We start from the raw sequence: 24,553 nt of genomic DNA on the forward strand, positions 1-24,553 counted from the left end.
CCCCGGCGCAGAGGAAGTCGACGGCCACCGTGACGCAACTCGCGGGCGCGGAATCCGTGGCGGCCATGGCACAAGTGCAGTCGGCGGGACAGGTGACGGCCATGTCTTTGGCCTCAGACCACCACCTCGTCGTCGTCCACTCCGCCCCGTAGCCCCCACCAGTCCAGGCCGGAGTACATCCAGGCGGTGCGGCCGCGGGGGAAGTCGAGGCAGTCGGCCTCTCCTCGGTAGACGGCCACCAGCGTGTCCGTGCCGCGCCACCAGGCGTCGGCCAGCCCGCGGACCTCGCGCACGGGCTCATAGCCGTCGAGGTCGATACGTTCCACGTCCTCGCCGACCACCCGGGTGATGCGCTTGGCTTCCAGGGACGCGTGGTGGTGCAGGGCTACCGACTCCACCCAGCCCTCGACGCCGGCGTGCAGCGGCGCCCATCGCTCGCCGTCGAGGCCGAACTCACCGGCGGGCCCGATCATGAAGGAGTACGGGACCGCCGTCCGCTGTGACCCGACCTCGAACCACCAGCCGTCGGGCGCCCGTTCCTCGGGCGAGTGGGCGCTCAAGGGCAGAGGGCCGCCGTCGTACATTGGGGCGGGTGGCAGCACCAGGCCACCCCAGCGCTCGTGGAACGCCGTCATCCGGTCGACCACCGCCGCCGGAACGCCCCGGTCCAGGTACCACTGGCGCTCCTCCCGGATCGGCCTGGCGTCAAGGCGGACCGCGTGCGCACCGAGGAAGGACCGGGCACGCCGGGTCAGGCCGTCGGGCAGATCGCGCTTCACCCGGCGGATGCTACGCGAGCGACCGGATGGGCCCGTCGCGGCAGCAGCGCCACCGCCCCCACCGGTACGGCGGCCGGCACCAGCCACGGCACGGCCGCGGGTAACCCCGCGTCCAGCAGGGTGCTGGTGGCCGGGCTGCCGCCGGCATGATCGGGCCGGCGGCCGAGGAAGCCGTCTCGGCCCCACGGACAGCTGCCCAAGCCCTGGGAACGCAGCACCTTACCGCCCCATCGGTATCTCGAAGTGGACGATCCCCTGCCCGCCGCCGACGTCCTCGCGCTCGTCCCACACGACCTTGGCGAGCGACCGCCAGAAGCCCTCCGCACCCGGCACCGACGGATCCGTGTGCAAATAGACGGCCCGATACCCGCCGTCCGCCTCCGCGAACGCCACCAACTCCGCGACCAGCCGCCGCGCGAGCCCGCGCCTGCGGTGCTCCGGCCGGACGTACACCCGCCGCACCTGCGCGGTCGTCCCCGACGGGAACCGCTCGGCGACCTCCCTCGGGTTCGGCGGATGTGCGGGCCCGCGGGCGTCGAGCGCGGCGGTGGCGACGACGTCCCCGCTGTCCTCTTCGACCGCCACCAGCAGGGTGTGGCGCGCGGGGGCCAGGTAGGCGGCGGCCGGATCGATGATGTCGCCGTGCCAGCGGGGCACGTACCCCGTACCGAAGTCGCGGTACACGGTGTCGAGCATCACCGCCCGGGCGGCGTCCAGGTCTGCTGGGGTGGCCGGCCTGATGGTGTAGTCACGACGTTGCACTTGCACATCATATGCAATAGGCCATCCGCTTGAGCGCCGGGACTGTCTCGGACACCATGCCGCGCCAGTCGGCTCCAACGCTGTTGCGGGGCTGGGCAATTGGTTGATCACGATCCGGCCTGGTGCGATAGGCTTCCTGCTCGCTGCGCACCTTCCCGGAGGACACGAAGGCGGAGCCTGGGTCAGCCCACTGACCGTGAGTGACGAATGAGGCGGATGCCCGGTAGGGCGGTCCTACCATTCCGATCCCACGACAGGGGTGGTCCTCATGGAGCCGTACGAGTGTGAGCCTGCGCGTCGACCCTGGATCCGCGAGATCCTGGTCGGCGTCGCCGCGGGCGTCGTCTCCAACCTCGTGCTGGAGACGCTGGCGGCGGCAGCGCGCCACCTCATCTGAGGCAGGCACCATGTGGCGGGTCCGGCGAGCCCGCCACTCTTCTCCGACCGAAATGCCCGTCCAAGGGCGACAGGTGGCTCAGAAGAGGGGCTCCTGCCCTGGAGGAATGCCCTTGCCCCCTCTCTTCGGGCTCGGCAGGTGCGGCGTCCTCGCCTCGGGCGGAAGGCTTTCCCAGGTGGGACGGAGCCCGTGAATCTGCACCTCACCCACACAGGCCTTCAGATAGTCCTGTGTTTCCTCGTCCGTCGAATAGAGCACCGTCGCCCGGCTCGCCCGGGTCATGAGCACGTGGTAGGCGTGCCGGACACACCGCGCGAACGCCTCTGCCTTCTCCTCCTCCCCACCCACTGCCTCTCGGAGCTTCCTGTCGAAGGAACCGGAAACCTTGACACGCTTCACACCTGTTTCCGGCTCCTCGTACGACTTGCCTTTGCGATAGACCCAGCGGTCACCGCGCCTCACCATGTCGCCGCCGAGGATCACCCCGCACCAGTCCCATTCCAGGCCCTGGGCCGTGTAGACACAGCCGATCTGGTTGATACCGGAGGGATGCACGGACCAGATCGTGGACGGTGGGACCCTTCCGCCTTCACAGAAGTGACTGCTCTTGGCGTTCCATGGGCGGTGCCAGTCACCGATCCTGACGTCCGCTTCCAGCCGGGCCGACTTGCCCTTTCCGCGTGGAGCGGTCCACGGCCAGCAGAAACCGGCCACTATCCGAGCCGTCGCGCCGGCCTCCGCCTCGGTCCGGATGATGTGCTCGAGTTCCTCCGGACTGTCGGCCACCTCGACGTGCATCAGTCCGTCGGGGGTCCACTCGGTGCTTCCCGGTTCGATACCGAGCACGGCACGCACCCACCGGATGTAGGCGTCGCTGCCTCCGCAGCGCCATTCCTCCCGCAGCCCGTATCGCAGCGGGACGATCCCCCGGGCCTTGGCCGCCTCCTCGATCAGACTCACCGTTCCGACTTCCTTGGGGCGCACCGACTGGCTCTCGTCGAGGAAGAAGACCGTGAGTCTGGCGGCGTCCAGCAGATCGTCGATCTGGGGCTGTTTCCCGGTCATCTCCTCCCGCTGGTAGATATCGACGGTCTTTTCCCTGATGCGATGCGCCTCGTCGCAGATGAGGACGTCCAAAGGCGGGTCCGGGGGTGTCACGAAGTGGCTGAAGTAGGCGAATCTCTTCTTGAAGTCGTCCTCGCTGTACCCCACTTGCTCTTTGAGTGCTCCGTTGAACGCCCGGCTGCCGCTGGCGTACTTCACCGTTCGGCCGGCCGCCTCGAAGTCGGCCCTCAGCTGTAGACCCACCGCGCTCTTTCCGGTGCCCGCGCCGCCCGTCACGATGAACACGGCTCGCTCCCCGTCGTTCGGCGGGGTCTCCTCGCCGGGTCGGCCCAGGATGCGGTCGGCGCGTTCCAGTACGCTCCTGGCCACCTTCTTCTGCTGCCTCCGCAGGGTGAACACCGTGTCCTCACCCCGGGATCGGATCATGGCGTCGAGGAGTGGGGTGTTGCGCAGGTTCATCAGGCGCAGGAGTCGCTCCGCCTCGGAGGCGGCACCGTCCTCCGCGAAATGCCGACGCAAGTCCTCGAAGAGGAGGTCGCGGCTGTCCTGGGTGTACACCCGCTCGTAGGCACCGGTCGGTGCCAGTGTGTCCAACAGTGGTCGCACCGACGCGTCGGTGGCGTTGTGCAGGTACGCAAATCCTCCGCACTCGATCTCGATGTCACGCAGCGGTCCCCGCTCCCCGGTGAACAGCTGGAAGGTGTCCCGCAGCTGCAGTGCCGGATGCCGCTTGGGTTTCCCGATGCCGGGCACGCGCACCAGCTCCGCGGTGGCCGCCTCCACCCGCGTGACCGTCGACCACCGCTTAAGCTCGACGAGTTGGAAGGACGGGAGGTGTGACTCGGGGTGCCGTCCGGCGAGCACCACATCGATGAGGCGTGGCTCTCCTCTCTCCGGTTCGTCGACCGTCGCCGCGCACTCGACGATCATCTCGACGTTTCCCCGGCCGGCCGCGACCAGGTCTTCCGCCAGCTCGACCAGGCTCTCGGCCCACGCCTCGCGTTCCGACGCGGACACATCGCGCCCCTGGAAATACCGGTAGCGGGCAGCGAGGTGAGGCACCATGGCTCGCCTCGAGTCAAGGGTGAGCAGATCCTGCGCCGACAGTCTCAGCAGGAGCATGGACACGAGGTGGTTCCCCCAGGGCACGAGTGACTCGTGCGGGTGGGGGCGTGTCCTCGTGTGGAGGAAGCCCGTCGGGCCGCAGTAGGTACAAGTGATCTTAAGGAGCCGGGCCACTCGATCGGCCACCGAACCACAGTCCGTGCCGGGCCACGTGGCAGGTTGGCGGAAAACGCGCGCCCGCAGGCGGAGAACTCAGCCGCTCATGGCCGCGGCCAGCGGCATGCCCACCAGCTCCCGGAGCTTGTCCTGGGTCTCCGGATCCGTCGAGTACAGCACCGTCCCCACCATTCCCCGGGTCAGGAGAACCTTGTACGTGTTGCGGATCAACCGGTCGACATCCGTGTCCGGCGTCGACCGCTTGAACACAGGGTCCTTCGAAGCCGTCCGGTCGGTGACCCAGCGGTCCCCGCGCCACACCAGGTCCGGGCCGATGATGACGCCGGACCAGTCGTATTCGAATCCCTGGGCGGTGTAGACACAGCCAACCTGGCCGAAGCCCGCCGGGTCCGTCGCCCACAGGGCCGACGGTGGCGCGCCGGAGACCGAGCGCTCACCGCGCAGGTTCCATGGCCGCGCCCAGTCCCCGATCCGCACGTCCGCGGGGAGAGGCTGACCCGGTTTCGGCTCCGGGGACCAGGGCCAGCAGTACCCGGCGGACATCCGGGCGCCGTATCCCTGGCCGCGTCGCTCGTCCAGGAAGGCTTCCATCTCTTCCGGGCTCTCCGCCAGCAGCAGCCGCATGCGGTCGTCGGGGTCCCATACCACCGGCCCGCCCGGCTCCAGCCCCAGAAGGCGCACCACCCAGCGCAGGTAGGCGTCGCTCCCGCCGCACCGGAACTGGCTGTCGAGCGGTACGACATGGCAGGTCAGGCCTCGTCGGGCCGCTGCGGCACGGATGTCACCGACCGTTCCCATCTCGCCCGGTCGGACGACCTGGTGCTCGTCGAGCAGGAAGACGGGCACCTTCGCCACGTCGATCAGCTCGTCGATCTGCCGCTTGCCGGTCCGGTGGGCGGCCGGTGTGTACCGGTTGGCGGACGTCTCGCGGATGCGGTGGGCCTCGTCGCAGATCACCACGTCGAGACTGTTCTTCTCCGCTGTCATGAAGCTGTTGAAGTACTTGAACAGCTCCTGGACCTCCCGTTTGCGGGAACCGGCGACCTTGCGCATCGTCTTCGTGAACGACTGGGAGCCGGTGGCGTGAAGAGCGGGCACGCCCTGCCGGTACAGCTCGCCGAGCAGGGCGAGCGCGATGACGCTCTTGCCCGTGCCGGGGCCGCCGGTGACGACCACGACCTCCTTGTGATCGGATCGCCGTGCCCTGCGCACTGCGTTGAGTACCATCCGATAGGCAACCTGCTGCTCGTCGAGCAGCACGAACTGCTCGCGTTCCCGAACCTCCTTGGCGGCGACCGACATGAGCTGCTTCGACGGGACCGTCTTGCCGGCGAGGAGTTCGTCGGCGGCGCGGGCACCGGCGTGCCGGTCGCTGAGCCTGGCACGAAGGTAGTCCAGGAACTCTCCGCGCCGGTCACTCGTGAAGAGCCGGCCTCGTTCGTCCGACTCGACGTCGAACAGGCCACCGACACCGAACGCGGTGGCATTGTGGAGGAACGCCACTCCGCTGACCCGGTGTGGGTGCTCGGACACCGCGCCGTTGAAGTCGACGAGGTACTGGCAATAGCGGCGTACCTGCTCGATCGGGTTGAGAACGGGATGCGCGTAGGGATCGACGTGGCACAGCGTCGGATCGTCCTCGTCCGGCTCGGCCTGGCTCCACTGCTTCAGCTCCACCACGACGTACGAGGGCTCACCCGTGCGGGGATGGATCCCCGCCAGCACGGCGTCGGCGCGCTTGCTGTTCAGCGGCAGGGCATACTCCAGCATCACCTCGACATCGCCGAGGCCCGCGTCGTTCAGCGCCGTGGCCAGCGCGGGAATGCTGCGTTGCCAGGAGCGCGCCTCCGAGGGGCCCGGCTGATAACCGTGCAGGTGCACGAACTGCTCGGTGAGGTGGAAATAGAGCGAACTGTCGAGCGCCATGGCAGCGACCGATTTCGCAGACGCGCGGAACAGCAAGACTTCCCCCGGGCAGCACGAAGTGACTCGTGCGGGTGGGGGCATGTCCTTCGAGACTCCGCCGAGGCGGAGCGGAAGCCCGTCGGGCCGCGATGACGATGAGTCTCTAGAGACTACCTGGAGGGTTGCGAGGGGCAACGACAGGGTTACGGGTCGGGGGGCCTGGTTGAGCGGGGAGACCGGGGAGGCCCTCCCCCACTGGGGAAGGACCTCCCCGGGAGGCGCTCGGGGGTGCCCTCTACGGCGCTAGCGCGTCGGCGTCCCCGCCGGCGTCGGCGCATACCCCGTCGGCCGAGCCGTGAACGTCCCCCGCCCCTGCGTGCGGCCGCGCAAGCGGGTTGCGTAGCCGAAGAGTTCGGCCAGGGGGACGGTGGCTGTGACGACCGCGGTGCCCGGGCGGACGGTGGAGTCGGTGACTCGGCCGCGGCGGGCGGAGAGGTCGCCGAGGACGCTGCCCACGGCGTCCTCGGGGACGGTCACCGTGACGTCGGCGACCGGCTCGAGGATGGCCATGGCGGAGGCGCGCAGGGCGCTGAGGAGGGCCGCGCGGCCGGCGGTGCGGAAGGCCATCTCGGAGGAGTCCTTCACGTGGGTCGCTCCGTCGGTGAGGGTCACCCGCAGACCCGTCACCAGGTGGCCGGCGAGCGGGCCTTCGGCCAGCGCGTCACGGCAGCCCGCCTCGACCGCCCGGACGTACTCCTGCGGAACGCGTCCGCCGACGACCGTGGAGCGGAACTCGAAGCCGGTGCCGCCCGGTTCGGGGTGCAGGGGCTCGACGTCGAGGACGACGTGCGCGAACTGGCCCGCGCCGCCGTCCTGTTTGACGTGCCGGTGGACGTGGCCCTTGACGCCGCGTACGACCGTCTCGCGGTGGGCGACCCGCGGGCGGCCGATGGCGACCTCCAGGCCGTGGGTGCGGCGGATCTTCTCCACGGCTACCTCCAGGTGCAGTTCGCCCATGCCCGACAGCACCGTCTGGCCGGTCTCCGGGTCGGTCCGCACCACCAGGGACGGGTCCTCCTCGGCGAGCCGGGCCAGGGCGGTGGCCAGCCGGTCGGTGTCGGTGGAGCGGCGTGCCTCGACCGCCACCGAGACCACCGGGTCGGCGGCACTGGGCGGTTCGAGGACGAGCGGGGCGTGCGGGTCGCACAGGGTCGTGCCGGCCTTCGCGGACTTCAGGCCGACGACGGCCACGATGTCGCCGGCCACCGCGCGGTCCAACTGGGCGTGCCGGTCGGCCTGGACCCGCAGGATGCGGCCGACGCGCTCGGCGCGGTGGGCGGTCGCGTCCCACACGGTGTCTCCCTTCTCGATGGTGCCGGAGTAGACGCGGAGGTAGGTGAGGCGGCCGGTGGGGGTCGCGTTCACCTTGAAGGCGAGGGCGGAGAGGGGGGCGTTGGGGTCGGCCGGGCGTTCGGTCGGCTGCTTTTCTGCCGTCTCGTCCTCCGCGCTGACGCCTCGCACCGGTGGGACGTCCGCCGGTGAGGGGAGGTACGCCACCACCGCGTCCAGCAGGGGTTCGATGCCGCGGTTGCGGTACGCCGAGCCGCACAGGACGACCACGCCGTCGCCGGTGTGGGTGAGGTCGCGCAGGGCGTCGCGCAGTGTCGCGGAGGACAGCGTCGTGGAGGACAGCGTCGTGGAGGACAGCGTCTCGCGGGCGCAGAACGCCTCCAGCGCGCCCGCGTGCAGTTCGGCCACCGTCTCCTCCAGTGTTCGTCGGCGCCTCAGTGCCTCCTCCCGCAGGTCCTCCGGGACCGGGCCCTCTGCCATGGCCTCGCCGGCCTCGTCCCAGGTCAGCGCGCGCATGTGCACCAGGTCGACGACGCCCCGGAAGGCGTCCTCCGCTCCGATCGGCAGCTGGACGACCAGCGGTGCCGGGTGCAGCCGGTCCCGGATCGACGCGACCGCCGTGTCGAGGTCGGCGCCGGCACGGTCCAGCTTGTTGACGAAGGCGATTCTGGGCACGCCGTGCCGGTCCGCCTGCCGCCACACCGACTCGCTTTGCGGCTCCACGCCCGCCACGGCGTCGAAGACCGCGATCGCCCCGTCCAGCACCCGCAGCGAGCGCTCCACCTCGTCGGCGAAGTCGACATGGCCCGGGGTGTCGATCAGGTTGACGCGGTGGCCGTCCCAGGCGCAGCTGACGGCTGCCGCGAAGATGGTGATGCCGCGGTCGCGCTCCTGCGGGTCGAAGTCGGTGACGGTGGTGCCGTCGTGCACCTCGCCGCGCTTGTGCGTGGTGCCGGTGGCGTAGAGGATCCGCTCGGTGACGGTGGTCTTGCCCGCGTCCACATGGGCGAGGATGCCCAGGTTGCGGACGGAGGCGAGGGTGTTGACGGCGTTCGTGCGCACGGCCCGTGGCCTTTCGGAGTTCGTTTCGTGTGAAAGGGCAGCGCGATTGGCCGGACGGCGGAAACGAGGGTCCCGCTGATGCAGGGGTGCACGACGGGGCACGGCACGCGCGTAGGGGTGGCTACGCCACCGTCCTCATCGCGTAAGTGTTACGTCGCGTGTCGTCTCGTATCGTCACGGCATCCGGTGGCCGCCGCGCAGCGGGCACCGGACGGCCGTGGACACCAGGATCACCTCGTAGCGGGAGCGGGGAACGGCGACAGCGGTGCGGTCACGCACGGCCCGGCTCCCCTCACTCGACTGACGACGCCTCACGTGGAGACGCGGCGCACCACCACGAGTCGACGGTGCGCGATCACTCCGGCGAGTGTAGGGAAGGCGCCCCGTGCGGAGCACCGGGTTTTTCTCGGCCGGTCTCAGCCGGTCTCAGCCGGTCTCCGCCGTCTCCGGTGTGTAGAAGTGCGCCCGGACGCGCCGCAGCCACGCCTCGGCCGCGTGCTCGTCCGGCTGTTCCGGCAGGACGCTGCGGGTGCGGTCGAAGGCGGCCTCGTAGTGGCGCAGCAGCGGCAGCGCGGCGGTGGGGTCGGCGGCGACCTCCTCGCCGAAGCGGTGGTAGCTCTCGGGGTCTTCGAGCCGGATGGTCAGCCGGCCGGTGGTGTACAGCTCGTAGCCCTGTTGGCACAGCCGCTTGAGGTGGCGGGCGTGTTTGGCGGAGCGCCTGCGGACGGGGGTGCCGTTCTCGTCGGCGGCGAAGCGGTTCTGGAGTTTCCTGAACTGCTGTGTGGCGTAGCCGAGGTAGGCCTCGCGCACCCGGCGGGCGCTCAGCAGTGAGGTGCGGATGTCTATCAGTTCGTCGCCGAGCGGGGTCCGCACCTCGTACAACTCGTCGGGCAGCCAGACGAGTTCCATGACGGTCGGGTTGCCGGCGAGGGCGAGCCGGCACCACTTGGCGGCTTCGTGCAGGGTGCGGTCGGGGGCCGTGGAGACGTGGGACTCCTTCGGCGCGTGCAGTCCGTGCAGGGACTCGGTGGGCGCCGCGAACACGCCGAGCCGGTCCACGTCGGAGTCCTCGTGGGCGAGTCCGTACGCGGTCGAACCGACGATGCCGGACAGCAGGATGTTGTTCACGGTCATCCGCGTCATGATGCAGTGCTCCCCCGGTTCCCTCACGCGCTTTTCGCCCTCTCCCCACGCGGAGCGCCATGTGACATATTACTGGCGTGGCCAAGCAACCGAGCTACGACGTCGTCGTCGTGGGCGCCGGCATGGTGGGCGCCGCCTGCGCGCTGTACGCGGCCCGTTCGGGTCTCGATGTGGCCCTGGTGGACCGTGGCCCGGTGGCCGGCGGCACCACGGGTGCCGGTGAGGGCAACCTCCTGGTGTCCGACAAGGCGCCCGGCCCGGAGCTGCTGCTCGCGCTGCACTCCTGTCGCCTGTGGGCGGAGCTGGCCGAGGAGTTCGGTACGGCGTTCGAGTACGAGCCCAAGGGCGGGGTGGTCGTCGCCACCGGACCCGCGGAACTCGCCGCCCTCGACGACTTCGCCGCCGCTCAACAGGCCGCCGGGGTGCGGGCAATAAGCGTCGGGGCCGACGAACTGCGTGCGCTGGAGCCGGACTTGGCGCCCGGGCTTGCGGGCGGTGTGCTGTATCCCGAGGACGCGCAGGTCATGCCCGCTCTGGCCGCCGCGCATCTGGTCCGTGTCTCGGGCGCAAGGTTGCTGACCGGGACGACGGTCACGGGGGTGCTGCGTACCTCCGGCGGCGTGGTGCGCGGCGTACGCACCGACCGGGGTGAGCTGCACGCCCCGGCCGTCGTGAACGCGGCCGGGACCTGGGGCGGCGAGGTCGCCGCGCTGGCGGGCGTCTCGCTGCCGGTGCTCCCGCGGCGCGGCTTCGTCCTGGTCACCGAGCCGCTGCCGCCCCGGCGCGTCCGGCACAAGGTGTACGCCGCCGACTATGTGGCCGACGTGGCCAGCGACTCGGCGGCCCTGCAGACCTCGCCGGTGGTGGAGTCGACGGCGGCCGGACCGGTGCTGATCGGGGCGAGCCGGGAACGCGTCGGCTTCGACCGCTCGGTCTCGCTGCCGGCCGTCCGGGCGCTGGCGGCGGGCGCCGTACGGCTCTTCCCGTTCCTGGCGGAGGTCCGGGCGATGCGGACCTACGTCGGATTCCGGCCGTATCTGCCGGATCATCTACCGGCCATCGGGCCCGATCCCCGGGTGCCGGGGCTCTATCACGCCTGCGGGCACGAGGGCGCGGGCATCGGGCTGGCCACCGGCACGGGGCAGTCGATCGCCCGCCTGCTGGCCGGTGAGCGGCCGGAACTCGACCTCGCGCCGTTCCGCCCGGACCGCTTCCTGGAGGAGGAGAGAGCATGAGTCACCGGTGGGGCCGCCCAGGTCGCGGGAGCCGTACGAGTCCGCCGCGCCTGGCCCGGGCCCGCCCCGGCGCCGCCTTCTCCTTCACCTTCGACGGGCGCACGCTCCCCGCGCTGCCCGGCCAGACCGTCGCCGCCGCGCTCTGGTCGTCCGGCGTCACCAGCTGGCGCACCACGCGGGACACCGGCGACCCGCGGGGCGTGTTCTGCGGGATCGGCGTGTGCTTCGACTGTCTGGTGACGGTGGACGGCCGGCCCAACCAGCGGGCCTGCCTGGTCCCGGTCGAGCCCGGCATCGAGGTCCGCACCCAGGAGGGGACGGGGCAGGAAGGGACAGCAAGGCAAGAGGGGACGGGGCAGGAGGGGGCGGGGCAGGAGGGGGCGGGTCACGATGGCTGAGCGGCGGCGGCCGTCCGTGGCCGTGATCGGAGCCGGTCCGGCGGGCCTGGCCGCGGCGCTCGCGGCAGCCGCCCGGGGCGTCCACGTGCTGCTGGTCGACTCCGGCGGGGAGCCGGGCGGGCAGTTCTACCGGCAGCCCGCCCCCGGTCTGGGCGCCCGCGCCCCGCAGCGGCTGCACCACCAGTGGCGTACCTGGGAGCGGCTGCGGGCCGGACTCGCCGCGCACCTGGCCGCCGGCTGGATCACCCATCTGAGCGACCATCACGTCTGGTTCGCCGAACGGGAGTCCCGGGGTTTCGCCGTGCACGCGCTGCCGGGACCGGCGCAGACGGAGTCCGTGACCGTGCGCGCGGACGCCGTGCTGCTCGCCACCGGCGGGTACGAGCGGGTGCTGCCGTTTCCCGGCTGGACGCTGCCCGGTGTGGTCACCGCGGGCGGGGCGCAGGCCATGCTGAAGGGCGGGCTCGTCCTGCCCGGGCGCAGGGTGGTCGTGGCGGGCACCGGACCGCTGCTGCTGCCGGTGGCGACCGGGCTCGCCACGGCGGGCGCCGAGGTGGCCGCGCTGGTCGAGTCCGCCGCCCCGGTCGCCTTCCTACGGCACGCCCGGACCCTGGCCGCCGAGCCCGCGAAGCTCGTCGAGGGCGCGGGATACGCGGTCCGGCTGCTCGGCCGGCGCACCGAGTTGATGTTCCGTCACATCGTCGTCGCCGCCCACGGGGACCGGCGGCAGCGGCTCGGCTCCGCGACGGTCGCCGCCCTCGACCCGGCGGGCCGGGAGCGACCGGGCACGCGGCGCCGCATCGCCTGCGACACCCTCGCCGTGGGCCACGGCATGCTGCCGCACACCGACCTGGCCGAAACCCTCGGCTGCCGTCTGGCGGGGCAGGCCGTCCAGGTCGACGGCGAACAGCGCACCACCGTTCCGGGCGTGTGGGCGGCGGGCGAGGCCACCGGCATCGGCGGTGCGGCCCTGGCCCTCGCCGAAGGGCACATCGCCGGGCGCTCCCTCGCCGCGCGGCTGCGGGGCGCCGAGCCCGACCCGCGCGCGTGGGCCGCGGCCGACCGCGCCCGCACCCGGCTGCGCCGGTTCTTCGCCGCGCTCGACGAGGTGTACGTCCCGCCCGCGCCCCGGCCTGAGCTGATCCCCGACGACACGGTGGTGTGCCGCTGCGAGGAGGTCACCGCCGGGGCCGTCCGGGAGGCCGCCGGCGCGCTCGGCGCGGGCGACCTGCGCACCGTCAAGCTGCTGACCCGGGCCGGGATGGGCTGGTGCCAGGGCCGGATGTGCGCGCCCGGCGTGGCCGCGCTCGCCGGCTGCGAACCGGCCGACACGCGACGGCCGTTCGCCCGTCCGGTACCGCTCGGCGTCCTGGCCGACGGCGAGCACGACGAGCACAGCGAGAACGACACACAAGACGAACACGGCGAGCACGACGAGCACGACGAGCACGACGAGCACGACGAGCATGTCGACCAAGGCGACCACGGCGAGCACGACGAGCATGTCGACCAAGGCGACCACGGCGACCACGGCGACCACCGCAATCGCGGCAGCCACGACTGACGCCCTCATATCGATACACCGACACATCGACAACACCGACAACACCGACAACAGAACAGCCAGTGCCATGTCCCCTCACCCATCGAAAGGCCCGCCCATGGCCACGAATGGCACCGCGAACGCCACCCCGGCCGGCCCCACCGGCCCCACCGGCCCCCGCCGCCCCTGGCACGGCATCCTCGTCGCCACCGCCCTCCCCCTCACCCCCGACCTCTCCGTCGACTACGACCGCTACGCCGAACACTGCGCCTGGCTGCTGGAGAACGGCTGCGACGGCGTCGTCCCGAACGGCTCGCTCGGCGAGTACCAGGTGCTCACGCCGCGGGAACGCGCCCGCGTGGTGGAGACGGCGGTGGCGGCGGTCGGCGGCGAGCGGGTGATGCCGGGGGTCGCCGCGTACGGCTCGGCGGAGGCCCGGCGCTGGGCCGAGCAGGCGGGCGAGGCGGGCTGTGCGGCGGTGATGCTGCTGCCGCCCAACGCCTACCGGGCCGACGAGCGTTCGGTGCTGGCGCACTACGCGGAGGTCGCGCGGGCCGGGCTGCCGGTCGTGGCGTACAACAACCCGGTCGACACCAAGGTGGATCTCGTACCGGGGCTGCTCGCGCGGCTGCACGGCGAGGGCTGGATCCAGGGGGTGAAGGAGTTCTCCGGCGATGTCCGGCGAGCTTACCGGATCGCCGAACTCGCCCCCGAGCTGGATCTGTTGGCCGGGGCGGACGATGTGCTGCTGGAGCTGGCCGTCGCGGGCGCCAAGGGCTGGATCGCCGGGTATCCGAACGCGCTTCCCCGCGCCTGCGCCGAGCTGTACCGCGCGGCCACGGCCGGGGATCTCGCCACGGCGACACCGCTGTACCGGCAGCTGCACCCGCTGCTGCGCTGGGACTCCCGGGTGGAGTTCGTGCAGGCGATCAAGCTGTCGATGGACCTCGCCGGCCGGTACGGCGGTTCCGTACGGCCGCCGCGGATGCCGCTGCTTCCGGAGCAGGAGGCCACCGTGCGCGCCGCCACCGAGAAGGCCTTGGCCGCGGGCCTGAGCTAGGGGGTGTCTCGTCGATCAGGCCGGATCAGCGAGCGGCGTCTGGTGCCGTGCATCGCAAGGCGGAGGAGGGAGTCAGCGCGATGGGGGTGCCCCCGCGCGAGCGCAGCCGAGCGTGGGGGAGTTGGCGACCGACGACAACGCGGCGAGGCGCGGTGCCAGGCGCCGGGAGCCCGGCATGATCGGCGAGACACCCCCTGGCCGCACACCCGCCCGCAACGCCCCACGCATGCCGCACAGAAGGGACCCGCTCATGCGCAGCAGCATCGTCCTGCACGCCGTCGACTCGCACACCGAGGGCATGCCCACCCGCGTGATCACCGGCGGGATCGGCACGATCCCCGGCGCGACGATGAACGAGCGGCGGCTGTGGTTCCGTGAACACCGAGACGACGTCAAGCAGTTGCTGATGAACGAGCCGCGCGGGCACTCCGCGATGAGCGGCGCGATCCTCCAGCCGCCGACCCGGCCGGACTGCGACTGGGGCGTGGTCTACATCGAGGTCTCCGGCTATCTGCCGATGTGCGGGCACGGCACGATCGGGGTGGCGACCGTACTGGTGGAGACCGGCATGGTCGAGGTGACCGAGCCGGTCACCACGATCCGTCTGGACACCCCGGCGGGGGTGGTGGTCGCGGACGTCGCCGTCGAGGAGGGCGCGGCGCGGGCGGTGACGCTGCGGAACGTACCGTCGTTCTGCGTGGGCCTGGACCGCCGGGCGACGCTCCCGGACGGGCGGACGGTGACGTACGACCTGGCGTTCGGCGGCAACTTCTACGCCATCCTGCCACTGACCGAGCTGGGCCTGCCGTTCGACCGGGCCCGCAAGGACGACCTGCTGCGGGCAGCACTCGCGCTGATGGACGCCGTCAACGCCGAGGACGAGCCCGTGCACCCGGAGGACGCGTCGATCCGCGGCTGCCACCACGTGTACCTGGCCGCCCCCGGCTCCACCGCCCGGCACTCCCGGCACGCGATGGCCATCCACCCCGGCTGGTTCGACCGCTCCCCGTGCGGCACCGGCACCAGCGCCCGGATGGCCCAGCTGCACGCGCGCGGCGAACTGCCCCTGGACACCGAGTTCGTCAACGAGTCGTTCATCGGTACGCGGTTCACGGGCCGGCTGCTCGGCACCACGGAGGTCGCCGGGACGCCGGCGGTGCTGCCCAGCATCACCGGTCGCGCCTGGATCACCGGCACCGCCCAGTATCTGCTCGACCCGACCGACCCGTTCCCGGCGGGATTCGTGCTCTGACCGTCCGTCGGTCCGTGCTCTGATGCGTCGTACGACCGTTTCGACCTCGCCTTGTTGGAGACCTCCGATGCCCACCCGGCCGACCCCCGCGACCCCGGCGCCCTCCGACCCCGACCTGCCCGTGCTCGGCGGCAGACGCAGCAGTTACCGCGAGCGCGTCGGTGACGCCCTGCGGGCCGCGCTGATCGCGGGTGAGCTGCGGCCGGGCGAGGTGTACTCCGCGCCCGCGCTGGCCGCCCGGTTCGGTGTCTCGGCGACGCCGGTGCGGGAGGCTCTGCTGGACCTGGTGAAGGAGGGGCTGGTCGACACGGTCCCCAACAAGGGGTTCCGGGTGACGGCCGTGTCGGAGCGGCAGCTCGACGAGTACACGCACATCCGCGCGCTGATCGAGATCCCGACCGTGGCGGAGCTGGCGCGCACCGCCGCACCGGCCGCATTGAAGGCGCTGCGCCCGGCCGCCCGCGAGATCGTCACCGCCGCGGCCGCGGGTGACCTCATCGCTTACGTCGAGGCGGACACCCGCTTCCACCTTCAGCTGCTGACGCTCGTGGGCAACGCTCACCTCGTGGAGGTCGTCCGCGACCTGCGCGGGCGCTCCCGGCTCTACGGCCTGACCGCCCTCGCGGAGGCGGGGCGGCTGCGCGCGTCCGCCGAGGAGCATCTGGAACTGCTGGACGCGCTGCTGGCGCGGGACGAGACGGCGGTGCGCGAGGTGATGACGCGGCATCTGGGGCATGTACGGGGGATATGGGCGGCGCGGGAGTGACCGGTTCGGATTCCCCGAGCGTTCACGTCCCCCTCACTCCCCCGCTCTTCTGGCCCGCCCGAGGTCGAACTAGCGTCCAAGAGGCGCCCCCTCCGACGAACGAGTGAGGTCTCGATGTCCGCCAGACATTCCACCAGGCGCTTCCTCGCCGCGCTGACCCTCGCCCCCGCCCTGATTACCCTCGCCCCCGCCGTCGTACCCGCTCACGCGACCACCGGCCCCGGCGTTCCGCCCCCGAAGACCCACTTCGACCTCCAGGCCCACCGCGGCGGCCTCGGGATGACCACCGAGAGCACCCTGGAGGGGTTCGCGAAGGCGTTGCGCCTCGGGGTGTCGACGCTGGAGCTGGACACCCAGGTCACCCGGGACCGCAGGGTCGTCGTCACCCACGACCGGCAGGTCAGCGCCCAGAAGTGCCGGGACACCGCCCCGGTCGTGCCCGGCGACCCGCAGTTCCCGTACGTCGGCAAGTACGTCAAGGACCTGACGCTCGCGCAGATCAAGACGATGGACTGCGGCTATCGGCAGCTGCCGGGCCATCCCGAGCAGGAGCGCGTCCCGGGCGCCCGGATGATCGAGCTGCGGGACGTTCTGGACCTGGTGAAGCGGTCCAAGGCGCGGCAGGTCACGCTCAACGTGGAGACGAAGGTCGAGGCGGGCGCGCCGGAACAGACCGCGCCGCGGGAGCTGTTCGTGCGGAGGGTGTACGAGGAGATCCGCGCCTCGGGCATCGAGGAGCAGGTCACGATCCAGTCGTTCGACTGGGGCGCGCTGAAGGTGATGCACCGGCTCGCGCCCGACTGGCCGCTGGTCGCCCTCACCAACCACGACTTCCTCCAGGTCGGCAAGGAGGGCGCCTCCCCGTGGCTGGGCGGGATCGACGCCGACGACTACGGCGGCGACTTCGTGAGGGCCGCCGCCACCGTCCCCGGCCTGCGGGCCCTGTCTCCGAACTACGGCTTCCCGCAGAACGGGAAGATCGGCGACCCGGGCTTCCGCTTCTACCCGGACCGCGCGATGATCGCCGACGCCCACGCGCGCGGGCTGAGGGTGATCCCGTGGACCTGTGACGACCCGGCGACGGTGGCCGCGCTGATGGACCTGGGTGTGGACGGCGTCATCACGAACCGTCCGGACCGGGTGCGGGCGCTGATGGCCGAGCGGGGCATGCGGCTGCCCAAGCAGTACCCTCCGCGCGGCTGACGGCCGCCCGAAGGCCGGCGCCCCCTGCCTCGGGGGAGACAGCCGTGTGGTGTTGAGCACGCTGGTCGTGGTGCGGTGGTCACCGGCGCCGCCGCGGTGAGCGGCGGCGGGCGTGCTGTGGCCGGGCGGGGCGGGCCTCGGGGCCGCCAGGGGCGTGCGCCGGTGGGCGGAGGGTGCCGCCGGGCGCCCCTGGGGTGCGCTTGTCACCACCCCGAGCCTGGCATTACTGTCACCACGCCTTGGTGAACGGGAAATCCGGTGTGATGCCGGTGCGGCCCTCGCCACTGTGATCGGGAAGTCCGGCTCCGGCCCTCGCGGGCAGCCACTGGGTCCTCCGGGACCCGGGAAGGCGGAGTTCGGGCGGTGGTACCCGTCAGCCAGGAGACCGGCCAAGGCGCGTCAACCATCCACGAGGTGCTGGAGAGGGTCTGTTCGAGCCATGCACATAGCCGAGGGTTTCCTGCCTCCGGCGCACGCGGTCGCCTGGGGCGTCGCGTCCGCGCCCTTCGTCGTCCACGGCGTCCGTTCCCTGACCCGTGAGGTGCGTGAGCATCCCGAGAGCACGCTGCTGCTCGGCGCCTCGGGCGCCTTCACGTTCGTCCTGTCCGCCCTCAAACTGCCCTCGGTCACCGGCAGCTGCTCGCACCCCACCGGCACCGGTCTGGGCGCGATCCTGTTCCGCCCGCCCGCGATGGCGGTGCTCGGCACGATCACCCTGCTCTTCCAGGCGCTGCTGCTCGCGCACGGCGGGCTGACCACGCTCGGCGCGAACGTCTTCTCGATGGCGATCGCCGGACCGTGGGCCGGATACGCCGTCTACCGCCTGCTGCGGCGCTGTGACGTGCCGCTGATGGTCGCCGTGTTCTTCGGCGCGTTCGTCGCCGACCTGTCCACCTACTGCGTCACCAGCGTCCAGCTGGCGCTCGCCTTCCCCGACCCGGGCAGCGGTTTCCTGGGCGCGCTCGGCAAGTTCGGTGCCATCTTCGCCGTCACGCAGATCCCGCTCGCGGTGAGCGAGGGGCTGCTGACGGTGCTGGTCATGCGGCTGCTGGTGCAGTCCAGCAAGGGTGAACTGACCCGGCTGGGCGTGCTGGTGGCGGGCAAGCGGGCCGCGGAGAAGCCGGCTGGGACCGAGGCGGTGGCGGGATGAGCAGGAACACGAGGATCAACGTTCTGCTGCTGCTCGTCGTCGTCGCGCTCGCCGTGCTGCCGCTGGCACTCGGCCTCGGCGACGACGAGAAGGAGCCGTTCACGGGCGCCGACGCCCAGGCGGAGACGGCGATCACCGAGATCGACCCGGACTACGAGCCGTGGTTCTCGCCGCTGTACGAGCCGCCGTCCGGGGAGATCGAGTCGGCGCTGTTCGCCGTGCAGGCGGCGATCGGCGCGGGTGTCCTCGCGTACTACTTCGGGCTGCGGCGCGGGCGGCGCCAGGGCGAGCAGCGCGCCCTGGCCCGACGGGACGCCGGGGTGCCGCAGGACGCGGGGGTGCCGCAGGACACCGGGGTGCCGCAGGACGCCGCCGCGGGTGCCGAGCGCGAGTCCGGGGCCTGAGCGCGCGTGCTGCCGATCGACGCGGCGGCGCACGGCAGCCGCTGGCGCCGCCGTCACCCCGTGGACAAGGCCGTGCTCGGCCTCGGTCTGACGGTGCTCGCGATCTCGCTGCCGCCGTGGCCGGGTGCGGCGCTGGTGCTGCTCGCCGCGCTGGTCGTGCTGCTCGGCCCGGCCGGGGTGCCCGGGCGGCGGCTGTGGCGGGCGTACCGGGTGCCGCTCGGGTTCTGTGTGACCGGCGCGGCGACGCTGCTGGTCCAGGTCGGCGGGCCCGGGGGGTTCGTCGCGCTCGCCCCCGGTGGCGCGGTGCGGGCCGGGGAGCTGCTGCTGCGCACCTCGGCCGCCTCCCTCGGGGTGCTGCTGTTCGCCTTCACCACGCCGATGTCCGATCTGCTGCCCCGGCTGGTGCGGGCCGGAGTGCCCGCGCCGGTCGTCGACGTCGCGCTGGTGACGTACCGGATGAGCTTTCTGCTGCTGGACTCGGTGCGGCTGATCCGGGACGCGCAGGCCGCCCGGCTGGGGCACACCACGCGGGCCGCGACCTGGCGTTCGCTGGGCGGGCTGGGCGCCACCGCGTTCGTCCGCGCCTTCGACCGGGCCACGCGGCTCCAGGCCGGGCTCGCCGGGCGCGGCTACGACGGCACCCTGCGGGTCCTGGTCCCCGAGGCCCGGATCTCCGTCCGTTTCACCGCCGCGAGCTGCGCCCTGCTGGCGGCGCTGGTCGCGCTCACGTTCGTACTGGATGCGTACGGGAAGGGCACGCTGACATGAGCGAGGCCGCCGTCCTGGTCGCCCTGCGGGGCGCTTCGTTCGCGTACGAGGACGGCCCCGCCGTGCTCAGCGCGCTGGACTTCGAGGTGCGCGCGGGGCGCGCGCTGGCGCTGCTGGGCCGCAACGGCAGCGGCAAGACGACGCTGATGCGGCTGCTCAGCGGAGGGCTGCGCCCGCGCGAGGGCGAGTTGGCGGTCGAGGGCACGCCGGTGCGCTACGACCGCAAGGGGCTGACCCGGCTGCGGACGACCGTCCAGCTGGTGGTGCAGGACCCGGACGACCAGCTGTTCGCGGCGTCCGTCGCGCAGGACGTGTCGTTCGGGCCGCTCAACCTGGGCCTGCCCGACCCGGAGGTGCGGGCGCGGGTCGCGGAGGCGCTGGCCGCGCTGGACATCGCCGCGCTGGCCGACCGGCCCACCCATCTGCTGTCGTACGGGCAGCGCAAGCGGACCGCGATCGCGGGCGCGGTCGCGATGCGGCCCCGGGTGCTGATCCTCGACGAGCCGACCGCCGGGCTCGACCCGGACGGCCAGGAGCGGCTGCTGGCCACCCTCGACGGGCTGCGGGCGAGCGGTACCACGGTGGTGATGGCCACCCACGACGTGGACCTGGCGCTGCGCTGGGCCGACGACGCGGCCCTGCTCACCCCGGCGGGCGTGCGGACCGGTCCGGCACCCGAACTCCTCGCCCGCGCGGACCTGCTGGAGCAGGCGGGTCTGCGACTGCCGTGGGGTGTCGCGGCGGCCCGGCTGCTGCACGCGCGGGGCCTGCTGCCCGACCCGGCGGACGGCCCGCGCACGGCGGAGGACCTGGCCGCGTTCGCCACCACGGGCACCACCGCCGAAAGCTGAGACGACAGCTGAGACGGCTGCTGAGACGACAGCCGGCAGTCACGCCACGTCCGACAAGTCGATGCGGAACATGCCGCGCCCGTGCGTGACGCAGACCAGCGTGCGGTCCATCCAGAACAGGTCGTCGACGGAGCAGTTGGTGGGTCCCTCGTTCGTCGGTGACCAGGTGGCGCCCTCGTCCTCGCTGGCGAACAGGCCGATCTCGGTGCCGCAGTAGAGGAATCCGGGGCGCCCCGGGTGCACGGCGAGGGCCCGGACGGGCACGGCGGGCAGGCCGCCGGCCAGGTCGGTCCACTCGGCGCCGCCGTCCCGGGTGACCCACAGGTTGCCGGGTTCGAAGCCGCCGAACGTCGCGTACACGGTGTCGGGGTCGTCGGGATGCGCGGTGAGCCCGGTGCAGTAGCGGCGCGGCTCCAGGCGGCGGGCGCCGGTCGCGCCGACCCGGTCCCAGGCGGGGGCGGTGTTCGTGCCCTCGGTGGTGCGGAAGACCAGGCCGTCCTCGTGGCCCACCCAGATGACGTCGGAGTCGCGCGGGGAGACCGCGAGGGCGGTGATGAGGGAGCCCGCGTTGCCCTTGATCGCCCGCCATCTCGGACCGGAGCCGGGGGTGTTGCGGGTCTTCGCGTCGTCCGTCACCCACAGGGACCGGCCGCCGGCCAGCAGCCGCTGCGGGTTGTTCGGGTCCATCACGAAGGGAGCGATGAACTCGGCCTGCCGGTTCTTGGCGTCGGGGATGCGGAAGGGAACCGGCTTCCAGTCCCAGTCCCGCACCACCGGGTTGAAGAACTGGCCGCTGATGTAGCGGTCGCCGCGGGTGTCGTCGGTGGCGCCCCCGTCGGTGGAGCGATGGATGTTGAGGAAGACGTACTCGCCGTAGAAGACGTTCTCGTCGTCCGGATCGGCCGCGCACCAGCCGCCGTCGCCGCCGAAGAACTCCCGCCACCGCTCGGTGCCGAGCGCGGGGTCGAAGACCAGGGTGCCGTTGTCCTGGGCACCGCCGATGATCTTCCCGCCGGCGGTGTGGCCCGCGCCGCCGTAGAACTGGGTGGCGCCGTAGTTGTTGACCAATTCGGTCCAGCCGCGCACGAAGGGGGGCTCGTCCTCGGTGCCTACGGCGAACAGGTCGTCGGCCTTGAAGACGCCGCCGTCGTTGCCGAAGAACACCGTGCGGTTGGTGCGGCCGTCGTAGCCGGGGTGGGAGACGATGGCGTGGTGGTCGGCGTGCACCGAGCGGGGCTCCCACCAGGTGCTGATCTCGGCGACGCTGTCGCCGCCGTCCGTGCTGCGCCACAGATCGATGCCGCCGACGAGGACCAGGTCCGCGTCGGTGGGGTCGCCGGCCCAGATCGCGTTGTCGTACCAGCCCTGGTCGCCGAGGTAGGCGGCGGTGCGCCCGGCCGGGTCGCGGGTCTTGCGGGGCTCGTACGTCTCGCCGCCGTCCGTCGAACGCCAGATCTGGCCGCCGCGGGACATCTCGACCGAGGCGTACACCGTGCCCGGGTCGGCGGCGGCGTAGGCCAGTTCGACGCGGCCCTCCCACGGGCCGCGGCCCGCCGTGACCCAGGTGCGGCCGCCGTCACGGCTGAACCAGGCCTCGCCGGCCCGCATGGATCCGGCGACGGCCAGGCGGTCGTCGGCCGGGTGGAACTTGACGTCCGCGACGGCGACTCCGGTGAGCACCGGCGTCCAGGTGGCGCGGCCCGGGTCGGCGCTGCGGAAGACGCCGCTGTTCGTGGCGGCCAGCAGCACCTCGCCGGTGGAGGACACGGCGATCCGGCTGACGAAGCGGAAGTCGGGGGTCTGGGTGGCGTCGACGGGTGCCCAGGTGACGGTGTCGGTGGTGGTGAACAGGCCGTTGCCGCGCAGCGCGTCGCCGTTGGAGAAGCCCTCGCCGGTGCCGACGTAGAGGGTGGCGGGGCGGGCGGGGTCCTGGGCGATGCAGGCGCAGGCGAGATTGCCGAGGAAGTCGTCGACGGGCTGCCATTCGCCGCCGCCGTCCTCGGTGTGCCAGACGCCGCCGCCGGCGCTGGCGGCCCACATGCGGTCCGGTCGCTCCGGGTCGATCACCAGGCCGCGGGTGCGTCCGCCGATGTTGCCGGGGCCGAGCCAGTCCCAGGCGGTGAGCGACATACCGGCCGTGGGTGAGGGTCCCGTCCGTCCCTCCGCGTCGGCCAGGCCGGTCGGCACCCCGGCGGTGAACCGGGCCGGCCGGTCGGCCTCGAGGGCGGCGTGCAGCTGATCCAGGGCGCCGGTGAGGGCGTGCGCCGGCACCTGCCCGTCGTCGCCGCGTTCCTGGGCGAGCCGGAACATGCCGCGGGCGGTGGGCAGGTCGGGGTACTCCAGCCGGCGCAGGGCCCGGTGCACCGACGCCTCGGGGAGCCCTTCGAGGGTCTCGTTGGTGCAGCCCCGGGACATCCTGAGGAGGGCGACCTGTTCGACGCTGATGCGTTTGGCGTGGGCGAGGTCTTCGTCGGAGATGGTCATGGTGTCGTCCTCGGGATGGCGGGGTGCGTGCAGGTCAGGGCCGGAGCGGGGGCGCGCAGGTCAGGGCCGGAGCGGGGGCGCGCGGGGCGGGGGTGTCTCGTCGAGGACCAGCTCCCACACGGGGACCTCCGTGTGGGGGTCGAGTCCGCGCAGCACGATGTCGGTGCCGGAGGCCGGGCCGGGGCGTACGGCGAGTTCGACGGTGAGGTCGCCGACGCGGGCGGTGGCGGCGGTGCGCTGGGCGAAGCCGGCGAAGGCGGGCCGGGGCGGCGGCTCGGGCAGCGGGGTCACGGCGGGCCGGCCGGCCAGGTCGACGCGGACGGCGCCGCTCGCCTCGCGCCGTGCGGCGGCGAGCCGTCCGGGGCCGGGCGCGGCGCCGCCCCGGTAGGAGGTGCGGGCGGTCCAGTGCAGGACGACGTGGTCGTCGCCGTCGTCGGCGGCGAGGGTGAACTCGTCGGTGTCGTCCAGGGCGGGGCGCGCCCACGGGGGCAGCGGGAGGGGCTGCGAGGTCCAGCGCTCGTCGCCGTCCCGCGCGTCGAGCAGGACGACGACGAGCGGGACGTCCTGCTCGCCGGGGGCGCCGATCCGGACCGCGACGACCGTCCGGCCGACGAGCGCGCAGGGCCGCAGCCGGTGTCCCGCGCGCCATGCGACCCGCCCGGTCCTCGGGTCGAGCGCGGTCAGTGTGCCGTGGCGGTCGTGCACCACGGCCCGCAGGCCGGGCGCGTCGGCCACGCCGCGCGGGAACAGCCTGGTCACGTCGGGCCGTCCCGGCGGCGGCTCCGCCGCGGGAAGGGCGCCCGCCGGGCCGCTTGGCCCGGCCCGTGCGAGGTGCGGATGAGCTGCGACATGGGCGTCTCCACGGGAGACGTGCGAGGTGAGACCCCCGCCGCCCGCCGTCGCCCGGCCGCGCGGGTCTCCTTCCTCCATGGTGCGCCCGCGGGGAGAGCGCCGCATCTCGCGGCGGGCCCCGCTCGGGTCGGGCGCCGTACCCGAGTTGGCCGAATCGCCGGTGCTCGTGATGGAGGGGCCCGATGAGGTTCAGCCCGCCGTCAGCTCGTCCCAGTGGACGGTCCGGTCGCACCAGCGGCGCAGCAGGACGTGGTCGTGACCGACGGCGAGCAGTCCGGCGCCGGTGGCGGCCCGGTAGTCCTCCACGACGGCGACCAGGGCGGCGGTGGTGGAGGCGTCGAGCATCGCGGTCATCTCGTCGCACACCAGCAGGCGCGGGCGCAGCACCAGGGCGCGGGCGAGGCAGGCGCGTTGCAGCTGGCCGTCGCTGACCTCGTGCGGGCGCCGGGTCAGCAGGTCCGCGGTCAGGCCGACGGTGGCGGCGAGTTCGGCGACCCGCTCGGGGACCTGGGCGCGGCGGCCGGTGGCGCGCAAAGGCTCGGCGATCAGGTCGGCCAGCCGCAGCCGGGGGTCGGCGGCAAGCCGCGGCTGCTGGAAGACGACGCCGAAGGCGGTGCGCTGTTCGCGGGGCGCGCGGTGCCGCCATCCACGCACGGGGGTGCCGTCGAGCACGACGGTGCCCGCGTCGGGGCGGTGCAGCAGCGCGGCGACCCGGGCGAGGGTGGACTTGCCGCAGCCGCTGGGCCCGAGGAGCCCGACGGCCTCCCCGGGTGCGATGGTCAGCGAGACGTTCCGGACGACGGGGGCGCGGCGGTCGTATCCGGCGCTGATGGCGCGCAGTTCGAGCACGGGGTTCCTCGGGGCGGCACTCGGGGCCGCGCG

At 72.7% G+C, this 24,553-nt stretch carries 20 protein-coding genes, 1 pseudogene and 1 riboswitch; of the genes and pseudogenes, 12 read left to right on the forward strand and 9 right to left on the reverse strand.

The annotated features are described in order from the left end of the window. Window positions 1-113 precede the first annotated feature (113 nt). A complete protein-coding gene (locus ACIG0D_RS06160; protein ID WP_399796590.1) occupies window positions 114-779 on the reverse strand; it encodes a hypothetical protein in 666 nt (221 codons plus the stop codon). 219 nt (window positions 780-998) lie between these two features. Next, entirely contained in the window at window positions 999-1,541 is a 543-nt protein-coding gene (locus ACIG0D_RS06165; protein WP_399796592.1) for a GNAT family N-acetyltransferase, read from the reverse strand. A gap of 268 nt (window positions 1,542-1,809) precedes the next feature. Between ACIG0D_RS06165 and ACIG0D_RS06170 the strand changes: the two genes are divergently transcribed. Beyond that, window positions 1,810-1,938: a DUF6408 family protein gene (locus tag ACIG0D_RS06170; RefSeq protein ID WP_399796594.1), complete on the forward strand. Its 129-nt coding sequence runs from the start codon at window positions 1,810-1,812 to the stop codon at window positions 1,936-1,938. Between the two features lie 78 nt (window positions 1,939-2,016). Here the strand turns inward: ACIG0D_RS06170 and ACIG0D_RS06175 are convergent, their stop codons facing one another. From ACIG0D_RS06175 to ACIG0D_RS06190, 4 genes are all read right to left on the reverse strand, one after another. Continuing rightward, window positions 2,017-4,125 (reverse strand): DUF2075 domain-containing protein, encoded by a 2,109-nt coding sequence (locus ACIG0D_RS06175; RefSeq protein WP_399797063.1) that lies wholly within the window; start codon window positions 4,123-4,125, stop codon window positions 2,017-2,019. A 195-nt stretch (window positions 4,126-4,320) separates the two neighbouring features. Then, entirely contained in the window at window positions 4,321-6,207 is a 1,887-nt protein-coding gene (locus ACIG0D_RS06180; RefSeq protein ID WP_399797065.1) for a DNA/RNA helicase domain-containing protein, read from the reverse strand. A 246-nt stretch (window positions 6,208-6,453) separates the two neighbouring features. Then, complete coding sequence (fusA, locus tag ACIG0D_RS06185; protein WP_399796595.1) at window positions 6,454-8,562, reverse strand: elongation factor G; 2,109 nt, start codon at window positions 8,560-8,562, stop codon at window positions 6,454-6,456. Window positions 8,563-8,988: 426 nt separating this feature from the next. Then, on the reverse strand, window positions 8,989-9,696 hold the full coding sequence (locus ACIG0D_RS06190) for a DNA polymerase beta superfamily protein (protein ID WP_399796596.1): 708 nt from the start codon (window positions 9,694-9,696) through the stop codon (window positions 8,989-8,991). Between the two features lie 86 nt (window positions 9,697-9,782). On the opposite strand from ACIG0D_RS06190, the gene ACIG0D_RS06195 reads away from it, so the two are divergent. From ACIG0D_RS06195 to ACIG0D_RS06245, 11 genes and pseudogenes are all read left to right on the forward strand, one after another. Next, window positions 9,783-10,940, forward strand: a complete 1,158-nt coding sequence (locus ACIG0D_RS06195) for an NAD(P)/FAD-dependent oxidoreductase (protein ID WP_399796598.1) — start codon at window positions 9,783-9,785, stop codon at window positions 10,938-10,940. Further along, a pseudogene (locus ACIG0D_RS06200) lies at window positions 10,937-11,269 on the forward strand ((2Fe-2S)-binding protein); the annotation flags it as partial. The gene ACIG0D_RS06195 and the pseudogene ACIG0D_RS06200, both read left to right, overlap by 4 nt. A gap of 61 nt (window positions 11,270-11,330) precedes the next feature. Further along, the gene (locus tag ACIG0D_RS06205; protein ID WP_399796600.1) at window positions 11,331-12,902 is read left to right on the forward strand and encodes an FAD-dependent oxidoreductase; all 1,572 of its coding nucleotides are present in this window, start codon (window positions 11,331-11,333) and stop codon (window positions 12,900-12,902) included. A 97-nt stretch (window positions 12,903-12,999) separates the two neighbouring features. Further along, entirely contained in the window at window positions 13,000-13,941 is a 942-nt protein-coding gene (locus tag ACIG0D_RS06210) for a dihydrodipicolinate synthase family protein (RefSeq protein ID WP_399796602.1), read from the forward strand. A 250-nt stretch (window positions 13,942-14,191) separates the two neighbouring features. Further along, window positions 14,192-15,193 carry a proline racemase family protein gene (locus ACIG0D_RS06215; protein ID WP_399796603.1) on the forward strand — a complete coding sequence of 334 codons (1,002 nt, stop codon included), beginning with the start codon at window positions 14,192-14,194 and terminating at the stop codon, window positions 15,191-15,193. A 67-nt stretch (window positions 15,194-15,260) separates the two neighbouring features. After that, window positions 15,261-15,959 (forward strand): GntR family transcriptional regulator, encoded by a 699-nt coding sequence (locus ACIG0D_RS06220; RefSeq protein ID WP_399796605.1) that lies wholly within the window; start codon window positions 15,261-15,263, stop codon window positions 15,957-15,959. Window positions 15,960-16,073: 114 nt separating this feature from the next. Beyond that, the gene (locus ACIG0D_RS06225; protein ID WP_399796606.1) at window positions 16,074-17,162 is read left to right on the forward strand and encodes a glycerophosphodiester phosphodiesterase family protein; all 1,089 of its coding nucleotides are present in this window, start codon (window positions 16,074-16,076) and stop codon (window positions 17,160-17,162) included. 223 nt (window positions 17,163-17,385) lie between these two features. Continuing rightward, window positions 17,386-17,571, forward strand: a riboswitch (cobalamin riboswitch). A gap of 30 nt (window positions 17,572-17,601) precedes the next feature. After that, a complete protein-coding gene (locus ACIG0D_RS06230; RefSeq protein ID WP_399796608.1) occupies window positions 17,602-18,312 on the forward strand; it encodes an energy-coupling factor ABC transporter permease in 711 nt (236 codons plus the stop codon). Further along, window positions 18,309-18,716 (forward strand): energy-coupling factor ABC transporter substrate-binding protein, encoded by a 408-nt coding sequence (locus ACIG0D_RS06235; protein ID WP_399796610.1) that lies wholly within the window; start codon window positions 18,309-18,311, stop codon window positions 18,714-18,716. The genes ACIG0D_RS06230 and ACIG0D_RS06235 overlap by 4 nt, the downstream gene beginning before the upstream one ends. A 6-nt stretch (window positions 18,717-18,722) precedes the next feature. Continuing rightward, window positions 18,723-19,484, forward strand: coding sequence for a cobalt ECF transporter T component CbiQ (gene cbiQ, locus ACIG0D_RS06240; RefSeq protein ID WP_365761514.1), 762 nt, complete (start codon window positions 18,723-18,725; stop codon window positions 19,482-19,484). Beyond that, window positions 19,481-20,335 carry an energy-coupling factor ABC transporter ATP-binding protein gene (locus ACIG0D_RS06245; RefSeq protein ID WP_399796612.1) on the forward strand — a complete coding sequence of 285 codons (855 nt, stop codon included), beginning with the start codon at window positions 19,481-19,483 and terminating at the stop codon, window positions 20,333-20,335. The genes cbiQ and ACIG0D_RS06245 overlap by 4 nt, the downstream gene beginning before the upstream one ends. Before the next feature lie 39 nt (window positions 20,336-20,374). Here ACIG0D_RS06245 and ACIG0D_RS06250 read toward each other — a convergent pair whose 3' ends face one another. The 3 genes from ACIG0D_RS06250 to ACIG0D_RS06260 all read right to left on the reverse strand — a co-directional run bounded on the left by ACIG0D_RS06250 (window position 20,375) and on the right by ACIG0D_RS06260 (window position 24,520). Then, window positions 20,375-22,819, reverse strand: coding sequence for a WD40/YVTN/BNR-like repeat-containing protein (locus ACIG0D_RS06250; RefSeq protein ID WP_399796614.1), 2,445 nt, complete (start codon window positions 22,817-22,819; stop codon window positions 20,375-20,377). Between the two features lie 60 nt (window positions 22,820-22,879). Next, the gene (locus tag ACIG0D_RS06255) at window positions 22,880-23,578 is read right to left on the reverse strand and encodes a hypothetical protein (protein WP_399796616.1); all 699 of its coding nucleotides are present in this window, start codon (window positions 23,576-23,578) and stop codon (window positions 22,880-22,882) included. Window positions 23,579-23,860: 282 nt separating this feature from the next. Further along, window positions 23,861-24,520, reverse strand: a complete 660-nt coding sequence (locus tag ACIG0D_RS06260; RefSeq protein ID WP_399797067.1) for an ABC transporter ATP-binding protein — start codon at window positions 24,518-24,520, stop codon at window positions 23,861-23,863. Window positions 24,521-24,553: the final 33 nt, after the last annotated feature.

It is taken from the genome of Streptomyces sp. NPDC052773 (assembly GCF_044547145.1).
GTDB lineage: Bacteria > Actinomycetota > Actinomycetes > Streptomycetales > Streptomycetaceae > Streptomyces.

What these genes read in the sequence shown, in the direction of transcription:
- ACIG0D_RS06230 (WP_399796608.1), top strand. Translation starts at nt 17,602, where the DNA reads ATGCACATAGCCGAGGGTTTCCTGCCTCCGGCGCACGCGGTCGCCTGG.
- ACIG0D_RS06190 (WP_399796596.1), bottom strand. Translation starts at nt 9,696, where the DNA reads ATGACCGTGAACAACATCCTGCTGTCCGGCATCGTCGGTTCGACCGCG.
- ACIG0D_RS06235 (WP_399796610.1), top strand. Translation starts at nt 18,309, where the DNA reads ATGAGCAGGAACACGAGGATCAACGTTCTGCTGCTGCTCGTCGTCGTC.
- ACIG0D_RS06170 (WP_399796594.1), top strand. Translation starts at nt 1,810, where the DNA reads ATGGAGCCGTACGAGTGTGAGCCTGCGCGTCGACCCTGGATCCGCGAG.
- ACIG0D_RS06210 (WP_399796602.1), top strand. Translation starts at nt 13,000, where the DNA reads ATGGCCACGAATGGCACCGCGAACGCCACCCCGGCCGGCCCCACCGGC.
- ACIG0D_RS06175 (WP_399797063.1), bottom strand. Translation starts at nt 4,125, where the DNA reads ATGCTCCTGCTGAGACTGTCGGCGCAGGATCTGCTCACCCTTGACTCG.
- ACIG0D_RS06220 (WP_399796605.1), top strand. Translation starts at nt 15,261, where the DNA reads ATGCCCACCCGGCCGACCCCCGCGACCCCGGCGCCCTCCGACCCCGAC.
- ACIG0D_RS06245 (WP_399796612.1), top strand. Translation starts at nt 19,481, where the DNA reads ATGAGCGAGGCCGCCGTCCTGGTCGCCCTGCGGGGCGCTTCGTTCGCG.
- ACIG0D_RS06250 (WP_399796614.1), bottom strand. Translation starts at nt 22,819, where the DNA reads ATGACCATCTCCGACGAAGACCTCGCCCACGCCAAACGCATCAGCGTC.
- ACIG0D_RS06205 (WP_399796600.1), top strand. Translation starts at nt 11,331, where the DNA reads ATGGCTGAGCGGCGGCGGCCGTCCGTGGCCGTGATCGGAGCCGGTCCG.
- ACIG0D_RS06225 (WP_399796606.1), top strand. Translation starts at nt 16,074, where the DNA reads ATGTCCGCCAGACATTCCACCAGGCGCTTCCTCGCCGCGCTGACCCTC.
- ACIG0D_RS06215 (WP_399796603.1), top strand. Translation starts at nt 14,192, where the DNA reads ATGCGCAGCAGCATCGTCCTGCACGCCGTCGACTCGCACACCGAGGGC.